Source organism: Flagellimonas taeanensis (assembly GCF_003584105.1).
GTDB classification, from domain to species: Bacteria; Bacteroidota; Bacteroidia; order Flavobacteriales; family Flavobacteriaceae; genus Flagellimonas; species Flagellimonas taeanensis.
On sequence record NZ_QXFO01000019.1, the window covers coordinates 17,098 to 35,671 of the forward strand.

Annotated in this window: 18 protein-coding genes; 7 read left to right on the plus strand and 11 right to left on the minus strand. The window is 45.9% G+C overall.

From position 1 onward, the window contains the following. Positions 1 to 75 precede the first annotated feature (75 nt). From D2V93_RS09765 to rpsA, 6 genes are all read right to left on the minus strand, one after another. A complete protein-coding gene (locus tag D2V93_RS09765; protein WP_119619370.1) occupies positions 76 to 498 on the minus strand; it encodes a hypothetical protein in 423 nt (140 codons plus the stop codon). A gap of 64 nt (positions 499 to 562) precedes the next feature. Continuing rightward, complete coding sequence (locus tag D2V93_RS09770) at positions 563 to 1,468, minus strand: ribonuclease Z (RefSeq protein WP_119619371.1); 906 nt, start codon at positions 1,466 to 1,468, stop codon at positions 563 to 565. Beyond that, entirely contained in the window at positions 1,465 to 1,797 is a 333-nt protein-coding gene (locus D2V93_RS09775) for a ribonuclease Z (RefSeq protein WP_072882897.1), read from the minus strand. Before D2V93_RS09775 ends, D2V93_RS09770 begins: the two co-directional genes overlap by 4 nt. A gap of 1 nt (position 1,798) precedes the next feature. Continuing rightward, positions 1,799 to 2,725, minus strand: coding sequence for an aspartate carbamoyltransferase catalytic subunit (locus tag D2V93_RS09780; RefSeq protein ID WP_072882895.1), 927 nt, complete (start codon positions 2,723 to 2,725; stop codon positions 1,799 to 1,801). 4 nt (positions 2,726 to 2,729) lie between these two features. Continuing rightward, the gene (gene pyrR / locus D2V93_RS09785; RefSeq protein WP_072882893.1) at positions 2,730 to 3,266 is read right to left on the minus strand and encodes a bifunctional pyr operon transcriptional regulator/uracil phosphoribosyltransferase PyrR; all 537 of its coding nucleotides are present in this window, start codon (positions 3,264 to 3,266) and stop codon (positions 2,730 to 2,732) included. A 114-nt stretch (positions 3,267 to 3,380) separates the two neighbouring features. Beyond that, a complete protein-coding gene (gene rpsA, locus D2V93_RS09790; protein WP_072882892.1) occupies positions 3,381 to 5,213 on the minus strand; it encodes a 30S ribosomal protein S1 in 1,833 nt (610 codons plus the stop codon). A 260-nt stretch (positions 5,214 to 5,473) separates the two neighbouring features. Between rpsA and D2V93_RS09795 the strand changes: the two genes are divergently transcribed. From D2V93_RS09795 to D2V93_RS09805, 3 genes are all read left to right on the plus strand, one after another. After that, positions 5,474 to 5,854, plus strand: coding sequence for a LysM peptidoglycan-binding domain-containing protein (locus D2V93_RS09795; protein ID WP_072882890.1), 381 nt, complete (start codon positions 5,474 to 5,476; stop codon positions 5,852 to 5,854). A 206-nt stretch (positions 5,855 to 6,060) separates the two neighbouring features. Then, positions 6,061 to 6,714, plus strand: a complete 654-nt coding sequence (locus D2V93_RS09800) for a putative polyvalent protein kinase domain-containing protein (RefSeq protein ID WP_245750759.1) — start codon at positions 6,061 to 6,063, stop codon at positions 6,712 to 6,714. A gap of 269 nt (positions 6,715 to 6,983) precedes the next feature. After that, entirely contained in the window at positions 6,984 to 7,277 is a 294-nt protein-coding gene (locus tag D2V93_RS09805; RefSeq protein ID WP_147377399.1) for a hypothetical protein, read from the plus strand. Positions 7,278 to 7,345: 68 nt separating this feature from the next. On the opposite strand, the gene cmk is transcribed toward D2V93_RS09805, so the two are convergent. Both cmk and lon read right to left on the minus strand, forming a co-directional pair. Beyond that, positions 7,346 to 8,044, minus strand: coding sequence for a (d)CMP kinase (gene cmk / locus D2V93_RS09810; protein WP_072882887.1), 699 nt, complete (start codon positions 8,042 to 8,044; stop codon positions 7,346 to 7,348). A gap of 53 nt (positions 8,045 to 8,097) precedes the next feature. Then, positions 8,098 to 10,548 carry an endopeptidase La gene (lon, locus tag D2V93_RS09815; RefSeq protein ID WP_119619373.1) on the minus strand — a complete coding sequence of 817 codons (2,451 nt, stop codon included), beginning with the start codon at positions 10,546 to 10,548 and terminating at the stop codon, positions 8,098 to 8,100. 217 nt (positions 10,549 to 10,765) lie between these two features. Between lon and D2V93_RS09820 the strand changes: the two genes are divergently transcribed. The 4 genes from D2V93_RS09820 to D2V93_RS09835 are packed head-to-tail and all read left to right on the plus strand — an operon-like array spanning position 10,766 to position 13,727. Further along, positions 10,766 to 11,323, plus strand: a complete 558-nt coding sequence (locus D2V93_RS09820; RefSeq protein WP_072882883.1) for an RNA polymerase sigma factor — start codon at positions 10,766 to 10,768, stop codon at positions 11,321 to 11,323. A 3-nt stretch (positions 11,324 to 11,326) separates the two neighbouring features. Next, positions 11,327 to 11,887 carry a hypothetical protein gene (locus tag D2V93_RS09825; RefSeq protein ID WP_072882882.1) on the plus strand — a complete coding sequence of 187 codons (561 nt, stop codon included), beginning with the start codon at positions 11,327 to 11,329 and terminating at the stop codon, positions 11,885 to 11,887. Beyond that, positions 11,868 to 12,965 (plus strand): DUF4097 family beta strand repeat-containing protein, encoded by a 1,098-nt coding sequence (locus tag D2V93_RS09830; protein ID WP_119619374.1) that lies wholly within the window; start codon positions 11,868 to 11,870, stop codon positions 12,963 to 12,965. The genes D2V93_RS09825 and D2V93_RS09830 overlap by 20 nt, the downstream gene beginning before the upstream one ends. 36 nt (positions 12,966 to 13,001) lie before the next feature. Next, entirely contained in the window at positions 13,002 to 13,727 is a 726-nt protein-coding gene (locus D2V93_RS09835; RefSeq protein WP_119619375.1) for a head GIN domain-containing protein, read from the plus strand. A gap of 62 nt (positions 13,728 to 13,789) precedes the next feature. On the opposite strand, the gene D2V93_RS09840 is transcribed toward D2V93_RS09835, so the two are convergent. The 3 genes from D2V93_RS09840 to D2V93_RS09850 all read right to left on the minus strand — a co-directional run bounded on the left by D2V93_RS09840 (position 13,790) and on the right by D2V93_RS09850 (position 18,485). Then, positions 13,790 to 15,121 carry an MFS transporter gene (locus tag D2V93_RS09840; RefSeq protein WP_119619376.1) on the minus strand — a complete coding sequence of 444 codons (1,332 nt, stop codon included), beginning with the start codon at positions 15,119 to 15,121 and terminating at the stop codon, positions 13,790 to 13,792. A 115-nt stretch (positions 15,122 to 15,236) separates the two neighbouring features. Next, positions 15,237 to 16,046 carry a M48 family metallopeptidase gene (locus tag D2V93_RS09845; RefSeq protein WP_119619377.1) on the minus strand — a complete coding sequence of 270 codons (810 nt, stop codon included), beginning with the start codon at positions 16,044 to 16,046 and terminating at the stop codon, positions 15,237 to 15,239. 39 nt (positions 16,047 to 16,085) lie between these two features. Next, the gene (locus D2V93_RS09850; protein WP_072882873.1) at positions 16,086 to 18,485 is read right to left on the minus strand and encodes a glycoside hydrolase family 31 protein; all 2,400 of its coding nucleotides are present in this window, start codon (positions 18,483 to 18,485) and stop codon (positions 16,086 to 16,088) included. Positions 18,486 to 18,574 lie beyond the last annotated feature (89 nt).

The following is an 18,574-nucleotide window of genomic DNA, read 5'->3' on the forward strand; positions in this document are numbered from 1 at the left end:
ATCTCAACAAAAGATAGTGTGGTAAAAAAAGAGTTCTTTTTTATTACAATCATTGGAAGACAGAAATGAAGATTGTCAATCTATTCTATCGTATTCCATCTGGGTAAGCACGGGAGCATCGGCAGGGTATGAAATATATTCCAAATGGAGCACATCGTCCTTTATCCAAAACTTACTTTTGAACACCCCTTCGGATTGTGCTGCCTGTAAAATCAAGCTGTCGCCTTCAACTTCAAAAACGCCTGAAACTTCTGAAAACCCTGTAAGTTCTGTTATTGGCTTTCCATTAAAGCCAAAGGAATCCGATCTGAATTCATAGGTTGAGTCGCCCATAAATGTATAGGAAGAAATTCTTTTTCCATCGCCTTGATCGTAGGTGTTGCTCCATTGGCCCAACAGATCGGCCATTGAACTTTCTCCATGGTCATCATCATTGTCATTACAGGATGCCAATAAGACAAATAGGAAGTAAATACTTGCAAGGATGACTTTTTTCATGAGCAACAGATTTTAACCCTAAGATGCAACTACCTGGAAATGGTTGCTTTACAGGCTGTACGTGTCAGAACTCAAAAACCTTCCCATCGTCCGCCAATTCCACCTCTGAAAACACCTCTTGCGCTTCCTCCTTAAAAAGTTCGATGGATTTGTACCTTGTGGAATAATGTCCCAAAACCAGACATCCCACTTGGGCCTGCTGGGCAATCTGGGCCGCTTGTTTGGCCGTGGAATGTTTGGTTTTTGCACAAAGATGTACCTCAGAGTCCAAAAAAGTGGACTCGTGATAAAGTGTATCCACGTTCTCAATTAACGGCACCACACTTTCTTTGTAAGCGGTATCGCTACAATATGCGTAGCTTTTCGCCTTTGGCGGGTCCAAAGTGAGTTTCACGTTGGGTACAATATCCCCATTTTTGGATATGCCATCGGCGCCTTCCTTTATTTTGATGTATTGGCTCCTATCGACTCCAAAATGCTTGGCCGCCTCCACATCCAAGGTACGGGGGGATTCCTTTTCCTTAAACAGGAACCCATTGGTATAGATTCGATGATCCAAGGGAATGGTATGCACACCGACCTTATCATCTTCAAACAAAAGTGTTGTTTCCTTTGATTCAACCTCATGGAAGATAAGTGGAAAATTCGTCCACGAATCACCCAACTTCAATAAAAGGGTAATGGCTTCCTTGATGCCCTTGGGCCCATAAATATGTAGTTCGTTTTCCCGCCCCAAAAGCCTAAAAGTGGAAATAAGCCCGGGCAACCCGAAAAAATGATCGCCATGGAGGTGGGAAATAAAAATATGTTTGATCCTGGAAAACTTGACCCGGTACTTTCGCAACTGCACCTGGGTTCCTTCACCACAATCGATCAAAAAAAGATGGTTCTGTATTTCGAGGACCTGGGAGGTAGGATTGGTAAACGTTCTTGGTGTCGCGGCATAACAACCTAGAATGGTCAACCTCATAGATCCAGATCCCTTTCTATTTCCTCCATTTCAATGAGGTCCTTGGCCTCTTGGAGGGTTGGCACAAGGCTGATCTCATCAGGTACCTCATCATAGGAAACCCTGTCCGTAACCAATACGAAAGATTTTCCAGACACCTTGTGTGTATTCGAAATATCCAGAAACTCCAAGATATCATTTGTCGTCAGTTTGTTGAACGAAAACAGGTTGACGACAATATTGTCGTGTTTCAACTTGGGGTAAGCGTCTTTCAGGTTCGCCATGAAAGTGGAAAGTGAGGTTTTCTCCTGAAAAACAATGGTGGTCGTTCCTTCTTTGTCGAAAATCATCTTACTTAATTTTTGATGCCAATAAATAGAGTACTGCCATGCGGATGGCCACCCCATTCTCCACTTGGTGCAGAATGATGGATTGGTCGGAATCCGCAACATCACTTGTGATCTCCACCCCACGGTTGATGGGTCCTGGGTGCATGATCACAATCTGTTTGTCCAAGCTGTCCAGCAGCTCCTTGTTCACCCCAAATTGCTGGGTATATTCGCGGGTGGAGGGGAAATAACTGATATCCATCCGTTCGTTCTGGACACGGAGCATATTGGCCACATCGCACCATTGCAGGGCCTTCTTCAAATCAGTTTCCACGGTGACCCCTAAAGATCCAATGTGCTTGGGAATAAGGGTCTTCGGTCCACAGACTTTGACATTGGCGCCTTGCAGTTTCAATGCGAAGATATTTGAAAGGGCCACCCTCGAGTGTAGAATGTCCCCGACTATGACAACATTCTTCCCGCCAACGTCGCCTAGTTTTTCCCGTATGGAAAAAGAATCCAAGAGGGCCTGGGTAGGGTGCTCATGCGCCCCGTCACCGGCATTCACAATGGCTGCCTTGACGTGCTTTGAAAGGAATATGCCCGCACCGGGGTTGGGATGGCGCATCACCACCATGTCCACTTTCATGGAGAGGATATTGTTCACCGTGTCAATGAGGGTCTCTCCCTTTTTTACCGAGGACTGGCCTGCGGAAAAATTGACCACATCGGCGGACAATCGCTTTTCAGCCAACTCGAAGGAAAGCCGTGTTCGCGTGCTGTTCTCAAAAAAGATGTTGGCAATGGTGATATCCCTGAGAGTGGGCACTTTCTTTATGGACCTGTTGATGACTTCCTTGAAATGGTCCGCTGTTTCAAAAATGAGCTCTATATCCTTCTTGTTCAGATATTTGATTCCCAGCAAGTGATCTACACTCAATTCGCTCATTGTTCTATTTGCTTACTAAATATACAATATCTTCCCCATCATTTTCTTCCCACATCACCTTTACTTTTTCGTTGTTGATGGCATCCACCTGCCTGCCCCTGTAATTGGGCTGTATGGGCAAATGCCTGCTAAAGCGCCTATCGATCAAGGTGAGCAGTTCGATGCTCTTCGGTCTTCCAAAGGACTGTATCGCCGTGAGGGCGGCCCTGATGCTCCTTCCCGTGTACAGCACATCGTCAATGAAAACCACTTTTTTGTCCTCGACCAGAAAGTCCATTTTGGTGGTGTTGGCCTTTAGGATCTCCCCACGTCCAAAATCGTCCCTAAAAAAGGTAATGTCCAAAAAACCTAGGGGAATGTCCTTCACCTCATACTCCTGCTTCAGGATCTTGGCCAACCTTTCGGCCAAAAATACGCCCCTGGGCTGTATGCCTATAAGTGCCGTATCCGTAAAGTCCAAATGGTTTTCCAATAGCTGACAGGCCAGCCGGTGCAGTATGATGTTGATTTCCTTTGAAGTGAGAAGTACTTTTTGGCTCATAGGTTTTGCGACCGACTCTGTTGTATGCAAAAGTAAGCAATTCTTTAGAATGGCAACGACACAAAAAAAAGCCCCACTGTTTCCAGCGGGGCTTTTGCTTTTAGGAAAACCTGATTACTTTTTCTTGGAATCAGCTTCCATTTTATCCTTCAATGCTTGCAACTGGGCATTGGCATCACCAAGGGTGGGTGCCGCCTCATCGGAAGAGGAAGATCTCTTCTTGGCCGCTTTTACATTGTTCTCTTCTTGCTCCCTAAAGATAGCGGTGTGGCTGGCCACAACTCGCTTGAAATCTTTGTTGAACTCGATGATCTTGAACTCTACTTCTTCACCTTTTACAAGTTTCTTACCATCTTCTTTTTCCATGTGACGTTGTGGAACGAATCCAACAATATCCTCATTGAAGTTGATGGTAGCTCCCTTGTCCACTACTTCTGCAATGGCAGCTTTGTGGATGGTACCTTCAGCAAACTCTTCGGAGTACTTGTCCCAAGGGTTCTCTGTGGTCTGCTTGTGACCTAGGCTCAACTTGCGTCCTTCAACATCCAGTTCAAGAACTTCCACTTCCAAGGTGTCACCAACGGCAACAAACTCGGATGGGTGCTTGATCTTTTTGGTCCAAGAAAGGTCGGAGATATAAATCAACCCGTCGATTCCTTCTTCCAACTCTACGAAAACACCAAAGTTAGTGAAGTTACGAACGATTCCTTTGTGCTTGGATCCCACTGGATATTTGGAAGTGATATCGGTCCATGGGTCTGGGGTCAATTGCTTGATACCCAAAGACATTTTGCGATCTTCCCTGTCCAAGGTAAGGACAACGGCCTCTACCTCGTCACCAACGTTCACGAAGTCTTGGGCAGAACGCAAATGCGTTGACCAGGACATTTCAGAAACGTGGATCAGACCTTCCACTCCTTCGGCCACTTCGATAAAGGCACCGTAGTCGGCGATTACCACTACTTTACCTTTTACTTTGTCACCTACTTTGATCTCATCACCAAGGGCATCCCATGGGTGTTTCTCCAATTGCTTAAGACCCAATTGGATTCTTGACTTGTTATCATCGAAATCAAGGATAACCACGTTCAATTTCTGATCAAGTTCAACAACCTCGTTGGGGTGGTTGATCCTGCTCCAAGAAAGGTCGGTAATGTGGATCAAACCATCCACGCCACCTAGGTCGATGAACACACCATAAGAAGTGATGTTCTTCACGACGCCTTCCAATACTTGGCCTTTCTCCAATTGGCCGATGATCTCTTTCTTCTGTTCTTCGATGTCCGCTTCGATCAGGGCTTTGTGGGAAACCACTACGTTCTTGAACTCGTGGTTGATCTTCACTACCTTGAACTCCATGGTTTTTCCTACGTACTGATCGTAGTCACGGATAGGCTTCACATCGATTTGGGAACCTGGCAAGAACGCCTCGATTCCGAAAACGTCAACGATCATACCTCCTTTGGTTCTACATTTTACGAAACCTTGTACGATTTCCTCCTTGTCGTGGGCGGCATTAACGCGATCCCAAGCCATGATGGTCCTTGCCTTTCTGTGGGAAAGCACCAATTGGCCCGTCTTGTCCTCACGGATATCGATGAGTACCTCAACCTTGTCACCAACCTTTAGGTTGGGGTTGTAACGGAACTCGTTCAAGGAGATGACCCCTTCGGATTTTGCATTGATGTCAATGATGGCCTCACGGTCGGTCATGTGCACCACTGTTCCTTCGACTACTTCCTCATCGGCAGTGTCCACGAAATTTTCCTCCACAAGGGTCTCGAATTCCTTGAGCTTTTTGTCATCTACGCGCTCAATTCCTTCTTCATACTTGTCCCAATCAAAATTGGCCAGGAATTCCTGTGGATCTTGTTTGGGTTGTGTTTCTTTTACTTCTGGGGTTGCGGCAGTTTCTGCTACCTCAACGGTTGTTTTTTCTTCAGCCATGTGCTGATTCAAATTTGTATTCCGCGCTTTACAAGAGTTGGACAATCACCGCGAAAGTGGTTTTTAAAAATGTTCCAGTTCCCTTTTCCTCTTGCTTCCTTGTCAAAAAAGGTGTGCAAAAATACAATTAATTTATTGATTCACAAAGCCTATGGCGCCAAAGGTTGGCATAAAGAAAGTATTACCATAATTTAATGGTAAAATAGGTGCATAATGGCTATCTTGAGGGTTCTAATTATTAACTATAAAATAAGAAAAACATGAGCGCAAAAGCAAAGTATCAGCCCGTTCTGGACCTCGGTCTTAAACTGAACATAAAGGATGGTGATGTTACCGAGGACAATGGCGTCCTGAAAATCAAGGGAGTGGCTGCCACCCCCTATGAAAAGAACATGCTATGGGACAAAATAAAGGAGATCGGGGGCGAAAAACCTTCGGACATCAAGGCCAACATCACCGTGGCGGACGAGTCGGTCTACCATAGGCATACCGTGAAAAGCGGGGAATCGTTGAGCAAGATCGCGAAGCACTATTATGGGGATGCCATGAAGTACAACAAGATTTTTGAGGCGAACACGAACATCCTGAAAAACCCGGATATGATCCATCCCGATCAGGTGTTGGTGATCCCGAACTTATAGGATATTGTCACATCATAAAAAAGAAAGGCGCCTGAGGGCGTCTTTTTGTTTTTAGTACTACCTGTTATTAGGCTAAATCAAGTATTTTCAACTACCCTATAATCAAATGGGGCAATCAGAAAACGTTGGTGACAAGACAAAGGCCAACCTTTCGAAGAGACACTTGACCAAAGCTAATTTGCGGCAAAAAACTATCTTTGAATTGGATGAAGCACGATATGGACCTAAAATCTGTAAAATATGAACTACAAACTATCATTTCAGGAAAGAGCGGCAATAGCTATGATGCACTTATCCAAACAATTGCCCATTACCTTAGAACAAGCCAAAGAACAGGCCCAATGGCTGAGGAAAAACACCAAAACAAAGCAGAAGAAACAGAGAAGCTCCTAACCTTTGCCGCAAAAAACGACTTGTTCTATACCGATGTAGAGGAGGACAAATACATTTCCGAAGGTGCGGAACAAAAAGTGTACATCCAAAGTGAACAATTTGTCCTTAAGCTCAACGATGCCATTTACTACGCTTCTTGGGAAGATTACTTCCTCAATCTCATGCTCCACAATTATTTCTTTGCCGATACCGCATATCAATTATTGGGTTTTCATCAAAAGGAAAAAGAACTTTACGCAGTGGTAAAACAACCGTTCGTAAAAGCGGATAGCCTTACTGATTTGACACAGGTAAAGGCATTTTTGACCAATAATGGTTTTGAAAACACCAGGAACCACGACTACTTCCACCCACAACTGGGAATCATTTTAGAGGACTTGCATGATGAAAACGTGCTTACCCACCATGATATGCTCTATTTTATAGATACCGTTTTTTATATTAAACCCGAAGTGTTTTGGAGTTGAGAAAACCGGACCATAAAGAATCGAAACTTAAACATATTGTAGGGAAAGTCATGGAAACCTCATATTTACTTCATGAAAAGTAAGACGCCTAAAGGCGTCTTTTTTGTTTGAATTGAATTCTGAATAATAAATATTAACTTCACTCATCAGTCGATATAAATCGTTACAAACAGATTCATATCTTGAACATTAGATAAATTAAGAACACAACTTTGTTTAAAAATAATTTTAATATAAAACATAAGGAACATTACAAACTTTATGTTTTATTGAAAGACAAAATCATATTCGAATCTGAATTACAGAAAAGAGGAATAAAGTATTACGCTGAAATAAATGAACAACAATCTATTGACATTGGGATTAGATATTTCTTACTCGATTCTGATGTTGAAAAAGTTGACCAAATTTTAATGGAAAACGGAATTGTTGCTAATACAGAATCTCATATTATTTCAGACTTTAGAGACGAAAAAAAAGTAATGAAATTATATCTCGCAGTTGCAGGAGTTGTAATTGGATTTATAATTTTGATTACTCTAATTGAAAAAATATTTGACTGAATTTTTAACGAGGTTAAAAACAATGCCCCTAACAAGGGTTGTAAGTCTACCTTAAATTTCAGCCAATCTCACCCCAGCTTCGCAATCACACGTTGGGAAAAATCGTAGATGCGTTCAAACTGTTCTTCTAATCCCATGTCGCCGTTGTCAAACTCAATGGCATCCTTGGCTTTTTTTAAGGGAGAAATGGTACGGGTGGAGTCTATCCTGTCCCGTTCCTGCACGTTCTTGAGCACTTCGTCATAGGTGACCTCCTCCCCTTTGTCCAACAGTTCCTTATAGCGTCTTGCCGCCCGGGTCTCCGGGGATGCCGTCATGAACAATTTGAGCTCCGCATCGGGAAAGACCACGGTGCCGATGTCCCTTCCGTCCATCACAATGCCCTTGTCCTTGCCCATCTCCTGTTGTATCCCGACGAGCATTTCGCGCACTTCCTTGATGGCGGCTACTTTGCTGACATACCCGGAGACTTTCATGGATCGGATCTCTCTTTCCACATTTTCGCCGTTCAGGTGCATTTCCGAAATTCCCAAATCCGCATTGGGGACAAACCTGAGCTTTAACTGTGGTAATTTTTGGACCAATGCAGGCACATCTATCTCCCCTTCGGCATCTATAAGTCCATGGTTCAGCGCATAGAGGGACACGGCCCTGTACATGGCTCCCGTGTCCACATAAATATAGCCAAGGGTCTTGGCCAAACGTTTGGCAATGGTGCTCTTTCCCGTGGAGGAATGTCCGTCTATCGCAATTGTGATTTTTCCCATGCGCCAAAAATAGGCAGAAAAGCCCTTATGATCTTATGACGACCGTCATTGAATTATAGGGTTTTGGCATTTTTCACCTTCTGTCCCGTAATGGCTATGTCGATGACCTCGCTCATATCCGTCACATAATGGAAGGTGAGCCCTTTCAGATATTCTTCCTTGATTTCTTCAATGTCCTTTCTGTTATCCTTGCACAGGATGATTTCGTTGATCCTGGCCCTTTTCGCGGCCAAAATCTTTTCCTTGATCCCACCAACGGGCAATACTTTGCCGCGAAGCGTGATCTCACCTGTCATGGCAAGGCTCTTTTTCACCTTGCGTTGGGTAAAGAGCGACACCAAGGAGGTCAGCATGGTAATCCCGGCACTGGGCCCGTCCTTGGGCGTGGCGCCCTCCGGCACGTGGATGTGCACATTATACCTATCGAACACGTCAGGGTCAATACCAAAGGTATCTGCGTTGGATTTGATGTATTCCATGGCTATGGTCGCGGATTCCTTCATCACCTTGCCTAGGTTCCCTGTGATGTTGAGCATCCCCTTTCCTTTGGAAAGAATGGACTCAATGAAAAGGATGTCGCCGCCCACACTGGTCCAAGCCAAGCCCGTGACCACACCGGCCACTTCGTTGTTCTCGTACTTGTCGCGCTCCAATCGGGCAGGTCCCAAGACCTTTTCCACATCCTCATCGGATACTTTTATACTGTACTCCTCTTCTATGGCGATGGATTTTGCAGCATAGCGTACCATTTTGGCCAATTGTTTCTCCAGATTACGCACCCCTGATTCGCGGGTGTAGCCCTCCACAATCTTTTCCAATTGGCGCTTGCCGATCTTTAGGTCCTTGGCAGAAAGCCCGTGTTCCTTCAACTGTTTGGGCAACAGGTGCCGCTTGGCAATCTCCACCTTCTCCTCTATGGTATATCCCGTCACATTGATGATCTCCATACGGTCCAGCAAAGCGGGTTGTATGTTGGACAGGTTATTCGCCGTGGCAATGAACATCACCTTGGAAAGGTCGTAGCCCATTTCCAGGAAATTGTCGTGGAACTCTGCATTCTGCTCTGGGTCCAACACCTCCAACATGGCAGAGGATGGATCACCTTGATGGCTGTTCGATAGCTTATCGATCTCGTCCAAGATGAAGACCGGATTGGAAGTGCCCGCCTTCTTCAAGCTTTGGATGATACGCCCCGGCATGGCCCCGATATAGGTCTTTCGGTGCCCACGGATCTCGGCTTCATCCCGCAAACCGCCCAATGACATGCGTACATATTCCCTTCCCAAGGCCTCTGCTACAGATTTGCCCAAAGAGGTCTTTCCCACTCCCGGAGGTCCGTACAGACAAAGAATGGGTGATTTCATATCGTTGCGCAATTTCAACACGGCGAGATATTCAATGATACGTCGTTTCACATCCTCCAGGCCATAATGGTCCCTGTCCAAGATCTGCTGAGCCCGTTTCAGGTCGAACTTGTCCTTGGAAAATTCGTTCCAGGGCAGGTCGAGTATCAGGTCCAGATAATTTCGCTGAATGGAATATTCGGCCACTTGGGGATTCATGCGCTGTATTTTGGCCAGTTCCTTTTCAAAATGTTCCTGTACCTTCTTGTTCCATTTTTTCTTTTTGGCCTTTAGGCGCATTTCCTCCACTTCTTCCTCATAGGACAGTCCGCCAAGCTCCTCTTGGATGGTCTTCATCTGTTGGTGGAGGAAATATTCCCTTTGTTGCTGGTCCATGTCGCTTCGTACCTTGCTCTGGATATCGTTGCGCAGTTCCAGTTTCTGAAGTTCCATGTTCATATACTTCAAGGTGGCCAAGGCCCTTTCCTGAAGGTTCGGGATCTCCAGCAACTGTTGCTTCTCCGCAACGCTGAGGTTCAGGTTGGAGGACACAAAGTTGATCAGGAACGAGTTGCTCTGGATGTTCTTGATGGCAAAAGTGGCCTCACTTGGAATGTTGGGGTTGTCCTTGATGATCCTGAAGGCCAACTCCTTGATGGAGTCGATAATGGCCTCAAATTCCTTGCTTTTCTCATCGGGGCGTATTTCTTCGGCCGCCTTTACTTTAGCGGTCAAATACGGTTTCTCGGTGATAATGCTCTCTATCTGGAACCTCTTTTTTCCTTGGATGATGACAGTAGTGTTGCCATCGGGCATTTGGAGCACCCTTAAGATGCGGGCCACAGTACCCAAGGTATTGATGTCGTTTACCCCGGGGTTTTCGGTCTGTTCGTCCTTTTGGGACACCACACCTATCGTTTTGGTGCCATTGTTGGCATCCTTGATCAGGTTGATGGACTTGTCCCTTCCGGCGGTAATGGGAATCACCACTCCCGGGAACAGTACGGTATTTCTAAGGGGAAGCACGGGCAAGGTGTCCGGCAGTTCCTCCTTATTCATCTGCTCTTCATCCTCAGGGGTGAGCAGTGGAATCAACTCCGCATCCTCATCCAATCCCTGAAGGTCAATATTGTCAAATCTTGATATTTTCATCTCTCCCATTTCTTCTTTTCGGTCATTTTGTCATAATCTGCAAAAAAACCACATTTTAATTCTTGCTTCAAGCACTCGTAACCAACTAATAATCAACACTTACAAAAAATACAAGGCTTGTTGTCCTCTCCTAAAGGGCAATTCCTGTGCCATTGAAAAATAAATTTTAAGAAAAAAGTGTAACAATTGGTAAATTCCCTAATCTATAAGACAAACCATTCATTTTTTGAGCCACCAAAATGAACATATTGATGCACTGCTCCAATCGTGCATGCAGGGAAAACAAAGTGCACAGATGGAGATCTACAATCGCTACTATAAGGCCATGTACAACACTGCCTATAGGATTGTAAAAGATTCCGCCGAGGCGGAGGATGTGATGCAGGAATCGTTCCTGAGCGCGTTCACCAAGATGCATACTTTCAAAGGAGACGTCACCTTTGGGGCATGGCTGAAGCGGATCGTGATCAACAACAGCATCTATCAGTACAAAAAGCAGCAAAAGAACAGGACTGCGGATTTGGATGATGTAATGTACAAGGTCGAAGATAATGATGGAGTTGCTTCAGACCAGAATGGTTATACTGAACTGAAGGCTCAAAAAGTGATGGAAACCATGAAAAGTTTGAAAGACAATTACAGAGTTTCTTTGACCTTACATTTAATTGAAGGGTACGATTACGAAGAAATCAGTGAAATAATGAACATTAGCTATGCTAATTGTAGGACCATGATCTCGAGGGCGAAGGAAAGCCTGAGAAATAAGTTGACCGTAAATATGTAGAAGATGAGCAAGGATAGTTTAGATAATTTGTTTGGGAGGCTCCAAGGAGCATTTGACATAGAGGAGCCACAAAGTGGACACCAAGAACGGTTCTTGGAAAAACTGAACCGGGCCCAGGGCACGGTCTCCATCCACAGGAAGAAAACCTCATGGTGGAAACCCCTGTCCATAGCCGCCTCCGTGGCATTGGTGGCCCTATTGGGGTACCAGGCGTTCGGACCAAGCCCCAGCCTCAAACAACAGGTGGTAGAGATAGCTCCCGAGGCAGGCCGTACGGAGTTTTACTTTGCCAACCTCATTGAACAACAGGTGCAACAGTTGAAGGACGAGAAATCGCCTGAAACCGCACAGTTGGTCGATGACACTTTGTCCCAGTTGCAACGGTTGCAAAAAGATTACCGATCACTGGAACAAGACCTGGTCAACGGTGGGGACAGCAAGATCATCATGAATGCCATGATCATCAACTTCCAGACCCGGATTGACCTTTTAAGAGAAGTTTTGAGCCAAATAGAAGATATCAAGAATTTAAAATCACAGAATGATGAAAGCTTTACCATTTAAACAGATTCTTTTCACCTTGGCTTTGATTCCCCTGGCCATAAGCGCCCATGTGGACAATGACAACTTGAACGGCAGGTACACCAAGGAAAAGACGATCAAAAAGGAATTCAATGTCAATGCCGATGCGCTTTTCAAAGTAGATAACAGCTATGGCAACCTCAACATCACCTCTTGGAACGAAAACCGGGTGGTGATAGAGGTGCAGATCAAGACCAATGGCAATAATGAAGAACGGGTACAGGAACGATTGGATGAAATCAATGTGGATTTCGAGAACAGCTCCAGCATGGTCTCCGCCAGGACCCTCTTTGGGGACAGGAACAACAACTGGGGATGGAGCTGGGGCAAGCGCAACAGTGTGAGCGTCCAGGTGAACTACACCATCAAACTCCCCGTAAAGAACAATGTGAGCTTGAGCAACGACTATGGCAGCATTTTCCTGGACCGTATCGACGGCCATGCCAAGATCAAGTGCGACTATGGCAAAATAGATGTGGGCGAACTGCGCGGTCGCAACAATGAACTCCGTTTCGATTACACCTCACGATCTACTTTCGATTATATCAACAGTGCCGAGATCGTGGCCGATTATTCTGGGTTCACTATAGGAAAAGCGGGCAACCTTACCATAAAGGCCGATTATACCAATGCCGTCATCGATGAGATGGAGAACTTGGAGTATTCCTGTGACTACGGGTCCCTCGAGGCAAAAAACATCAAGAGCGTGAACGGCAATGGGGACTATATCGGGGTAAAACTGGGCACCGTGCACGGCAATGTGGGCATCTCCGGGGATTACGGTTCCTTGAAGATAGACCAGATGGCCCCGGATGCGGGGAACATACAGATACGGACAGATTATACCGGCATCAAAATAGGGTACCATCCGGAGTATTACTTTGACTTTGAAATCACCACTGAGTATGCGGGCGTGAGCGGAAAGGATGATTTTGAGATCAACATCAGCAAAGAAAAATCAAGTGAGAAGTATTACAAAGGATACTATGGAAAGGAAAACTCCGGGAACATGGTGAGTATTACCAGCGACTATGGAGGAATCACATTTTACCAAAACTAAAACATCATATCAAAAAACCATTTTAAACACAAGATCATGAAAAAAATCATCACACTCGTATTAGCATTAAGCACCATGGCCATCACCAATGCCCAATGGGGAAGAAGGGTAAAGGGGGACGGCAATTTTGTCACCATCGAACGCTCTGTTGGGGACTATGACGGTGTGTCACTCGCAGGTTGGTTCGATGTGGACCTTGTGGCGGGCAACGAAGGGGAAATTACCCTGAAAGGAGAATCCAACCTTTTGGAGCACATCATAACCGAGGTGAAGGATGGCGTTTTGGTCATCAAGACCGAGAAGGGAATGGAACTGAAGCCTTCCAGCTGGAATTCGGGAATCATGATTACCGTCCCCATAGAATCCATAAGCTCTGTGAGCTTGTCAGGGTCTGGCGACATTGTGGGCAAGACCACTATCGAAACTGAAAGGTTCAGTACGAGGATTGCGGGGTCTGGCGACATCACCCTAGCTGTGCAGGCCAAAGAAGTGGAGGCCTCCCTCTCTGGTTCGGGTGACATCAACCTTTCCGGAAGGACCACGGATTTCGATGTAATGGTATCCGGATCGGGAGACATCAAGGCGTACGAACTGGAAGCAGAGTTTGTGAAAGCCACCGTTTCCGGATCGGCGGACATCAAGGTAACGGCCAACCAGTCCATCGATGCCAAGGTTTCGGGATCGGGGGACATCCATTACCGTGGAAATCCTAAAAAAATCAATTCAAAATCATCAGGCTCCGGAGATATCTCCAGAGGATAACAGGAGTTTACCACCAATCAAAAAAGCAAAAGGTCTTGACGAACAGTCAGGACCTTTTTGCTTCAGGCTGTTTTCCTTTCCTTGTTGACTCGCATCAACAAAAGTATGCCCACCACAAAGAAAAGCCCCAAAAATATGGTGCTGTTGCGCATGCTCCCGGTAAGTTGGGCCACTATGCCATACAGGAAGGTACCGATGATGATCCCTATTTTTTCGGCCACATCATAAAAACTGAAAAACGATGTGGTGTCCGTGGTCTCCGGCAAAAATTTGGAATAGGTGGAGCGGGAAAGTGCCTGGATGCCTCCCATAACGATCCCTACCAGACCGGCAGCGATGTAAAAGTCCATGGGGGTCTGCAAGAAATAGGCATACACACAGAGGAGCACCCAAACCATGTTGATCACCATCAGTGTCTTGATATTTCCATACGCCTTTGAGGCCCAAGCGGTCACCGTTGCCCCAAGAATGGCAACCAATTGTATCACCAAAATACTGATAATGAGACCTGTGGTACGTTCATTATCGGTTCCCCAACTGATTTCTTCTTCCCCAAAATAAGTTGCAATGAGCATAATGGTCTGCACTCCCATGCTGTACACAAAAAAGGCGCCCAAATAGCGCTTCAGGCGTGTGTTCTCCCCCAATTGGTGCCAAACGCTCTTCAGTTCCCGGAACCCATTAAGGATGATGTGCTGTCGCTCCCCTTCCCTTTTGTAGCCTTTGGGCAAATGGGCAAATGTATATTGGCTAAAGACGATCCACCAAATCCCTACGGAAATGAAGGAATATTTCATGGCCTTTATCTCAGCAATCTCTCCACCACCGTCCGTTATTCCAAAAAGACCCGGTTTCATCACCATGACCAGATTGAATACCAGTAATATCACACTCCCGATGTATCCCAAAGAGAAGCCCTTTGCACTGATGCGATCCTGCTGTTCCGGGTAGGCAATGTCCGGCAAATACGAGTTATTGATGGCAAAACTGACCCAAAACCCTACCAAACCGAAGAAATAGCATACCAACCCAAAAAAGATGTTCTCCAAGGAAAACCAGTACAATCCAATACAGGAAAGCGCCCCTATATAGCAAAAAAACTTAAGGAACATCCTCTTGTTCCCCAAATAGTCCGCAATGCCTGAAATTAATGGTGTGATGATGGCGATGAAGACAAAGGCCAATGAGGTAACATAACTGATCAATGGCGCCCGGGCAATCTCTCCTCCAAAGATGGTGACTTTCTCTATCCCGGCAGTGCGGAACAGCAGTCCATAAAAAAGAGGGAAAACAGCGGAGGATATCACCAAGCTGTACACCGAGTTGGCCCAATCGTAAAACGCCCAGGCATTCAACAGTTTTTTGCTTCCCTTCAATGCCAGTACCTGTTCCATAAACTTTGGTAAAAAATAAATGTCATTTCGAACTCAGTGGGACATCTGTTTATCCAAAGGATAAGATATCTCCATCAGGTCGAAATGACATGGTTTGTTCTTGTTCAGTTTCAATTTATTTGAATGTGGTCACCCCAAACTTTCGTGCTTCCTGCTTTGCTGCGGGTGCCCAGGCGGTCAGGTTACTAATCCTGGTATCGTTGGATGGGTGCGTGCTCAAAAACTCAGGTGGAGCCTGCCCTCCCGAATTGGCCTTCATGCGTTGCCAAAGTTGGGCCGCCTCGTCCGGGTTATAGCCTGCAATGGCCATGATCTGCAATCCAATGCGGTCCGCCTCGGTCTCGTGACCACGGCTAAAGGGCAACATGACCCCCACTTGGGAACCTATTCCGTAGGCTTGGTTGAACATATTTCTTTTTTGCGGATCTTGAATGGCGATGTTGCCTGCCACGGCTCCGATTTGCTGAACCATGCCCGCACTCATTCGCTGGGCCCCATGATCGGCCAAGGCATGGGCCACCTCGTGCCCCATGACCACGGCAACTCCGGTCTCGTTCTGGGTAATCGGCAGAATCCCCGTGTAGAATACGATTTTTCCGCCTGGCATACACCAAGCATTCACGGTTTCATCCTGTACCAAGTTATATTCCCATTGGTAATCCTTGAGATAGCCTGGATACCCATTGGCATCCAACCAACGTTCGGCCGCAGAGGCGATGCGCTGCCCCACCTTGGTGATCATCTGGGCATCAGTAGTGCCCTTGACCACCTTGTTCTCACCCAAAAATTCATCATACTGGGCAAATGCCATCGGAAACATTTGGCTATTGGGATAAAAGTTCAACGTGCTCTTCCCTGTAAATGGATTGGTCTTACAAGAAGCGACCATCAGAAAAACAGTGGCCGTCAGAATCAATCTTTTCATAACAATATCAGTGTTTAGTCTTAGGTAAATTACAAAAAATTATTTTCCGATAATGTGAAGTTCCGTGAAATCCTTGCTTACTTCTATGGAATTGTTTCCGTTCAACTTGATGTCGTTGAGGTCCACTTCCTCATTGTCCAATTCCACTGTTCCAATGGTAAATGGAAGCCCATGAAGTGTCAGTTTGAACTTCTCATAGGATGTGACATAGTTACCGTCCTTGAATTGCTGTATGATGAGTTCGTTCTCCTTGCCCCTCAACCTGAACCTACGCAAGCTAAAACGTCCTTTTTTATAGTCATAGCCATCCTGCTGGTCCTCATAAACGATTGAATTCTCCGTGCCCTCCTTGTAATAGACATCCAGGAACAGCTCGGTGATCTCTTTCTCACCCACATACTGTTGTACAGGATATTTGGGGATTATGGCCCCTTCCTTTACATAGAGGGGAATCCTGTGTATCTCTGCGGGCACCCATCTTTCTATACCTCCTACAACCACCTCATCGGTCCAATAGTTATACCAATTGCCCCTTGGGAAATACATTCTCCTGCCTTGGGCATTCGGCTCTTGTACTGGGCAGACCAGCATTTGCTCCCCGAAAAGGAACTCATCGGTCCTAAAATGGGTCTGCGAATCTTCTTGATCATAGAACACCAAGGATTGCAACATGGGCATCCCATCTTTGATGTATTTGTAGAACATGGTATAGAGATAGGGCAGCAACTGGTAGCGCATCTCTATAAATTTCCTGACAATCCCAGTGATTTCTTCCCCAAAAGACCAAGGCTCCTGATCACCGTGGTCCCCACTGGAATGCACCCTACAAAATGGGTGGAAAATGGCCAACTGTATCCATCGGGCGAACAGCTCTCCATTGGGTTGCTCTGCAAACCCGCCAATATCCGACCCCACAAAGGAATATCCGCTCATACACATGCGTTGCATCTGCACATTGGCAATCCATAGGTGCTCCCAAGTGGCCACATTGTCCCCGGTCCAGGTGGCACAATACCGCTGTGTACCGGAATATGCCGCACGGGTAAGCACAAAAGGCCGAAGTGGGAATGTGAATTTTTTCACCCCTTCATAAGTAGCCCTCACCATTTGCATGCCATACACATTGTGCGCCTTTCTGTGACTGCATGGATGTCCATCATAATCGTGGCGCACGTCCAGATTGGCCGTTTTGGAGGGTACTTCCATGACGGCGGGTTCGTTCATATCGTTCCAGACGCCCCTTACCCCCATTTCAGCAATCATTTCCTTATAAAGACCTGCCCACCATTCACGGACATCGGGATCGGTAAAATCGGGGAACTTGCACTCCCCTGGCCATACTTTTCCCTTAAAATGGGGGCCATCTGCCCTGCGGCAGAAAAACCCATTGTCCATGGCCTGTTGGTATACCCAATAATCCCTATCTATCTTGATTCCGGGGTCGATCATGGTGATGACCTTGAAACCGTCCTCTTCCATTTCCTCGATCATCCGCTTGGGATTGGGAAAATAGCGATTGTTCCAGGTAAAGCACCTGAAACCTTCCATGTAATCGATGTCCAGATAAATGGCATCACAGGGAATGTTCAATTTTCTGAAGGTGGAGGCTATTTTTTTCACCTTGCGCTCCGGGTAGTAGCTCCATTTGGATTGATGGAACCCCAAGGCCCATAAAGGCGGTAGTTCGGGAACCCCAGTGAGGTCGGTATAGGCTTCTACCACCTGTCCCATTTTGGGACCGTAGAAAAAGTAGTAGTTCATTTCCCCGCCATCGGCCCAGAAACTGGTGACGTTTCTTTTCTCGTTGGCAAAATCAAAATAGGTACTGAACGAATTGTCGAAAAACACGCCATAGGCCACACTCTCCTTGAGCCCTACATAAAAAGGGATGGACTTGTATAGGGGTTCCTGGTCCTTGCCATAGGCATAGGAATCCGTTACCCAGTTGTTCACCCTTTTTCCTTTGAGGTTGGTATGCGACGCCTTGTCCCCCATTCCGTAGTAGCTCTCCCCAGAATGGCATATTTTGCTCATCTTTACGATGTTACCACCATAATCAAAGTTTTCTTCCCAGTGGAATCCAAGCTCATCCTCGCACAGGATCACTTCTTCCAGATCCACGATTTGGACTTTCAGATCTGCCTTGCTGACATAAATCTTGATTTTGGAAGTAGTGATGACATACTCAGGAATCTCTTCCTTTACGGTGAGCTCGTTGTAACCCAGATTTACCCCATCGCTGATGGCATACGAAAAATCGGGTTCAAAAACATATTCCGTGGCATACCTGAACCGAACGACACTGTCACGCAAAATGGTGACCTGTAGAATGACCCCGTTGTGGGTGGTAAAATAGATCTTGTCTCCTTCCTGTTTAAAATCGACTATATGGTCGGGGTATTGATTCCCCCGCTTTTCAATTTCTGTATTGGTTATCATCTTTGGTCAATTGACATCCACAAAAGAAATACATTGGGCTGAATAATTAAAACGATGTTTTGAACATAAATCCACTATATCGTTATAGT

Bases quoted from the DNA above. Each gene is read 5' to 3' on its own strand.
- D2V93_RS09780 (WP_072882895.1), bottom strand. From the start codon at position 2,725: ATGAGCGAATTGAGTGTAGATCACTTGCTGGGAATCAAATATCTGAAC.
- D2V93_RS09830 (WP_119619374.1), top strand. From the start codon at position 11,868: ATGAAAGCTTTACCATTTAAACAGATTCTTTTCACCTTGGCTTTGATT.
- D2V93_RS09765 (WP_119619370.1), bottom strand. From the start codon at position 498: ATGAAAAAAGTCATCCTTGCAAGTATTTACTTCCTATTTGTCTTATTG.
- D2V93_RS09835 (WP_119619375.1), top strand. From the start codon at position 13,002: ATGAAAAAAATCATCACACTCGTATTAGCATTAAGCACCATGGCCATC.
- D2V93_RS09825 (WP_072882882.1), top strand. From the start codon at position 11,327: ATGAGCAAGGATAGTTTAGATAATTTGTTTGGGAGGCTCCAAGGAGCA.
- D2V93_RS09800 (WP_245750759.1), top strand. From the start codon at position 6,061: ATGAAGCACGATATGGACCTAAAATCTGTAAAATATGAACTACAAACT.
- D2V93_RS09775 (WP_072882897.1), bottom strand. From the start codon at position 1,797: ATGATTTTCGACAAAGAAGGAACGACCACCATTGTTTTTCAGGAGAAA.
- D2V93_RS09850 (WP_072882873.1), bottom strand. From the start codon at position 18,485: ATGATAACCAATACAGAAATTGAAAAGCGGGGGAATCAATACCCCGAC.
- lon (WP_119619373.1), bottom strand. From the start codon at position 10,548: ATGGGAGAGATGAAAATATCAAGATTTGACAATATTGACCTTCAGGGA.
- rpsA (WP_072882892.1), bottom strand. From the start codon at position 5,213: ATGGCTGAAGAAAAAACAACCGTTGAGGTAGCAGAAACTGCCGCAACC.
- D2V93_RS09795 (WP_072882890.1), top strand. From the start codon at position 5,474: ATGAGCGCAAAAGCAAAGTATCAGCCCGTTCTGGACCTCGGTCTTAAA.
- cmk (WP_072882887.1), bottom strand. From the start codon at position 8,044: ATGGGAAAAATCACAATTGCGATAGACGGACATTCCTCCACGGGAAAG.
- D2V93_RS09845 (WP_119619377.1), bottom strand. From the start codon at position 16,046: ATGAAAAGATTGATTCTGACGGCCACTGTTTTTCTGATGGTCGCTTCT.
- D2V93_RS09770 (WP_119619371.1), bottom strand. From the start codon at position 1,468: ATGAGGTTGACCATTCTAGGTTGTTATGCCGCGACACCAAGAACGTTT.
- pyrR (WP_072882893.1), bottom strand. From the start codon at position 3,266: ATGAGCCAAAAAGTACTTCTCACTTCAAAGGAAATCAACATCATACTG.
- D2V93_RS09840 (WP_119619376.1), bottom strand. From the start codon at position 15,121: ATGGAACAGGTACTGGCATTGAAGGGAAGCAAAAAACTGTTGAATGCC.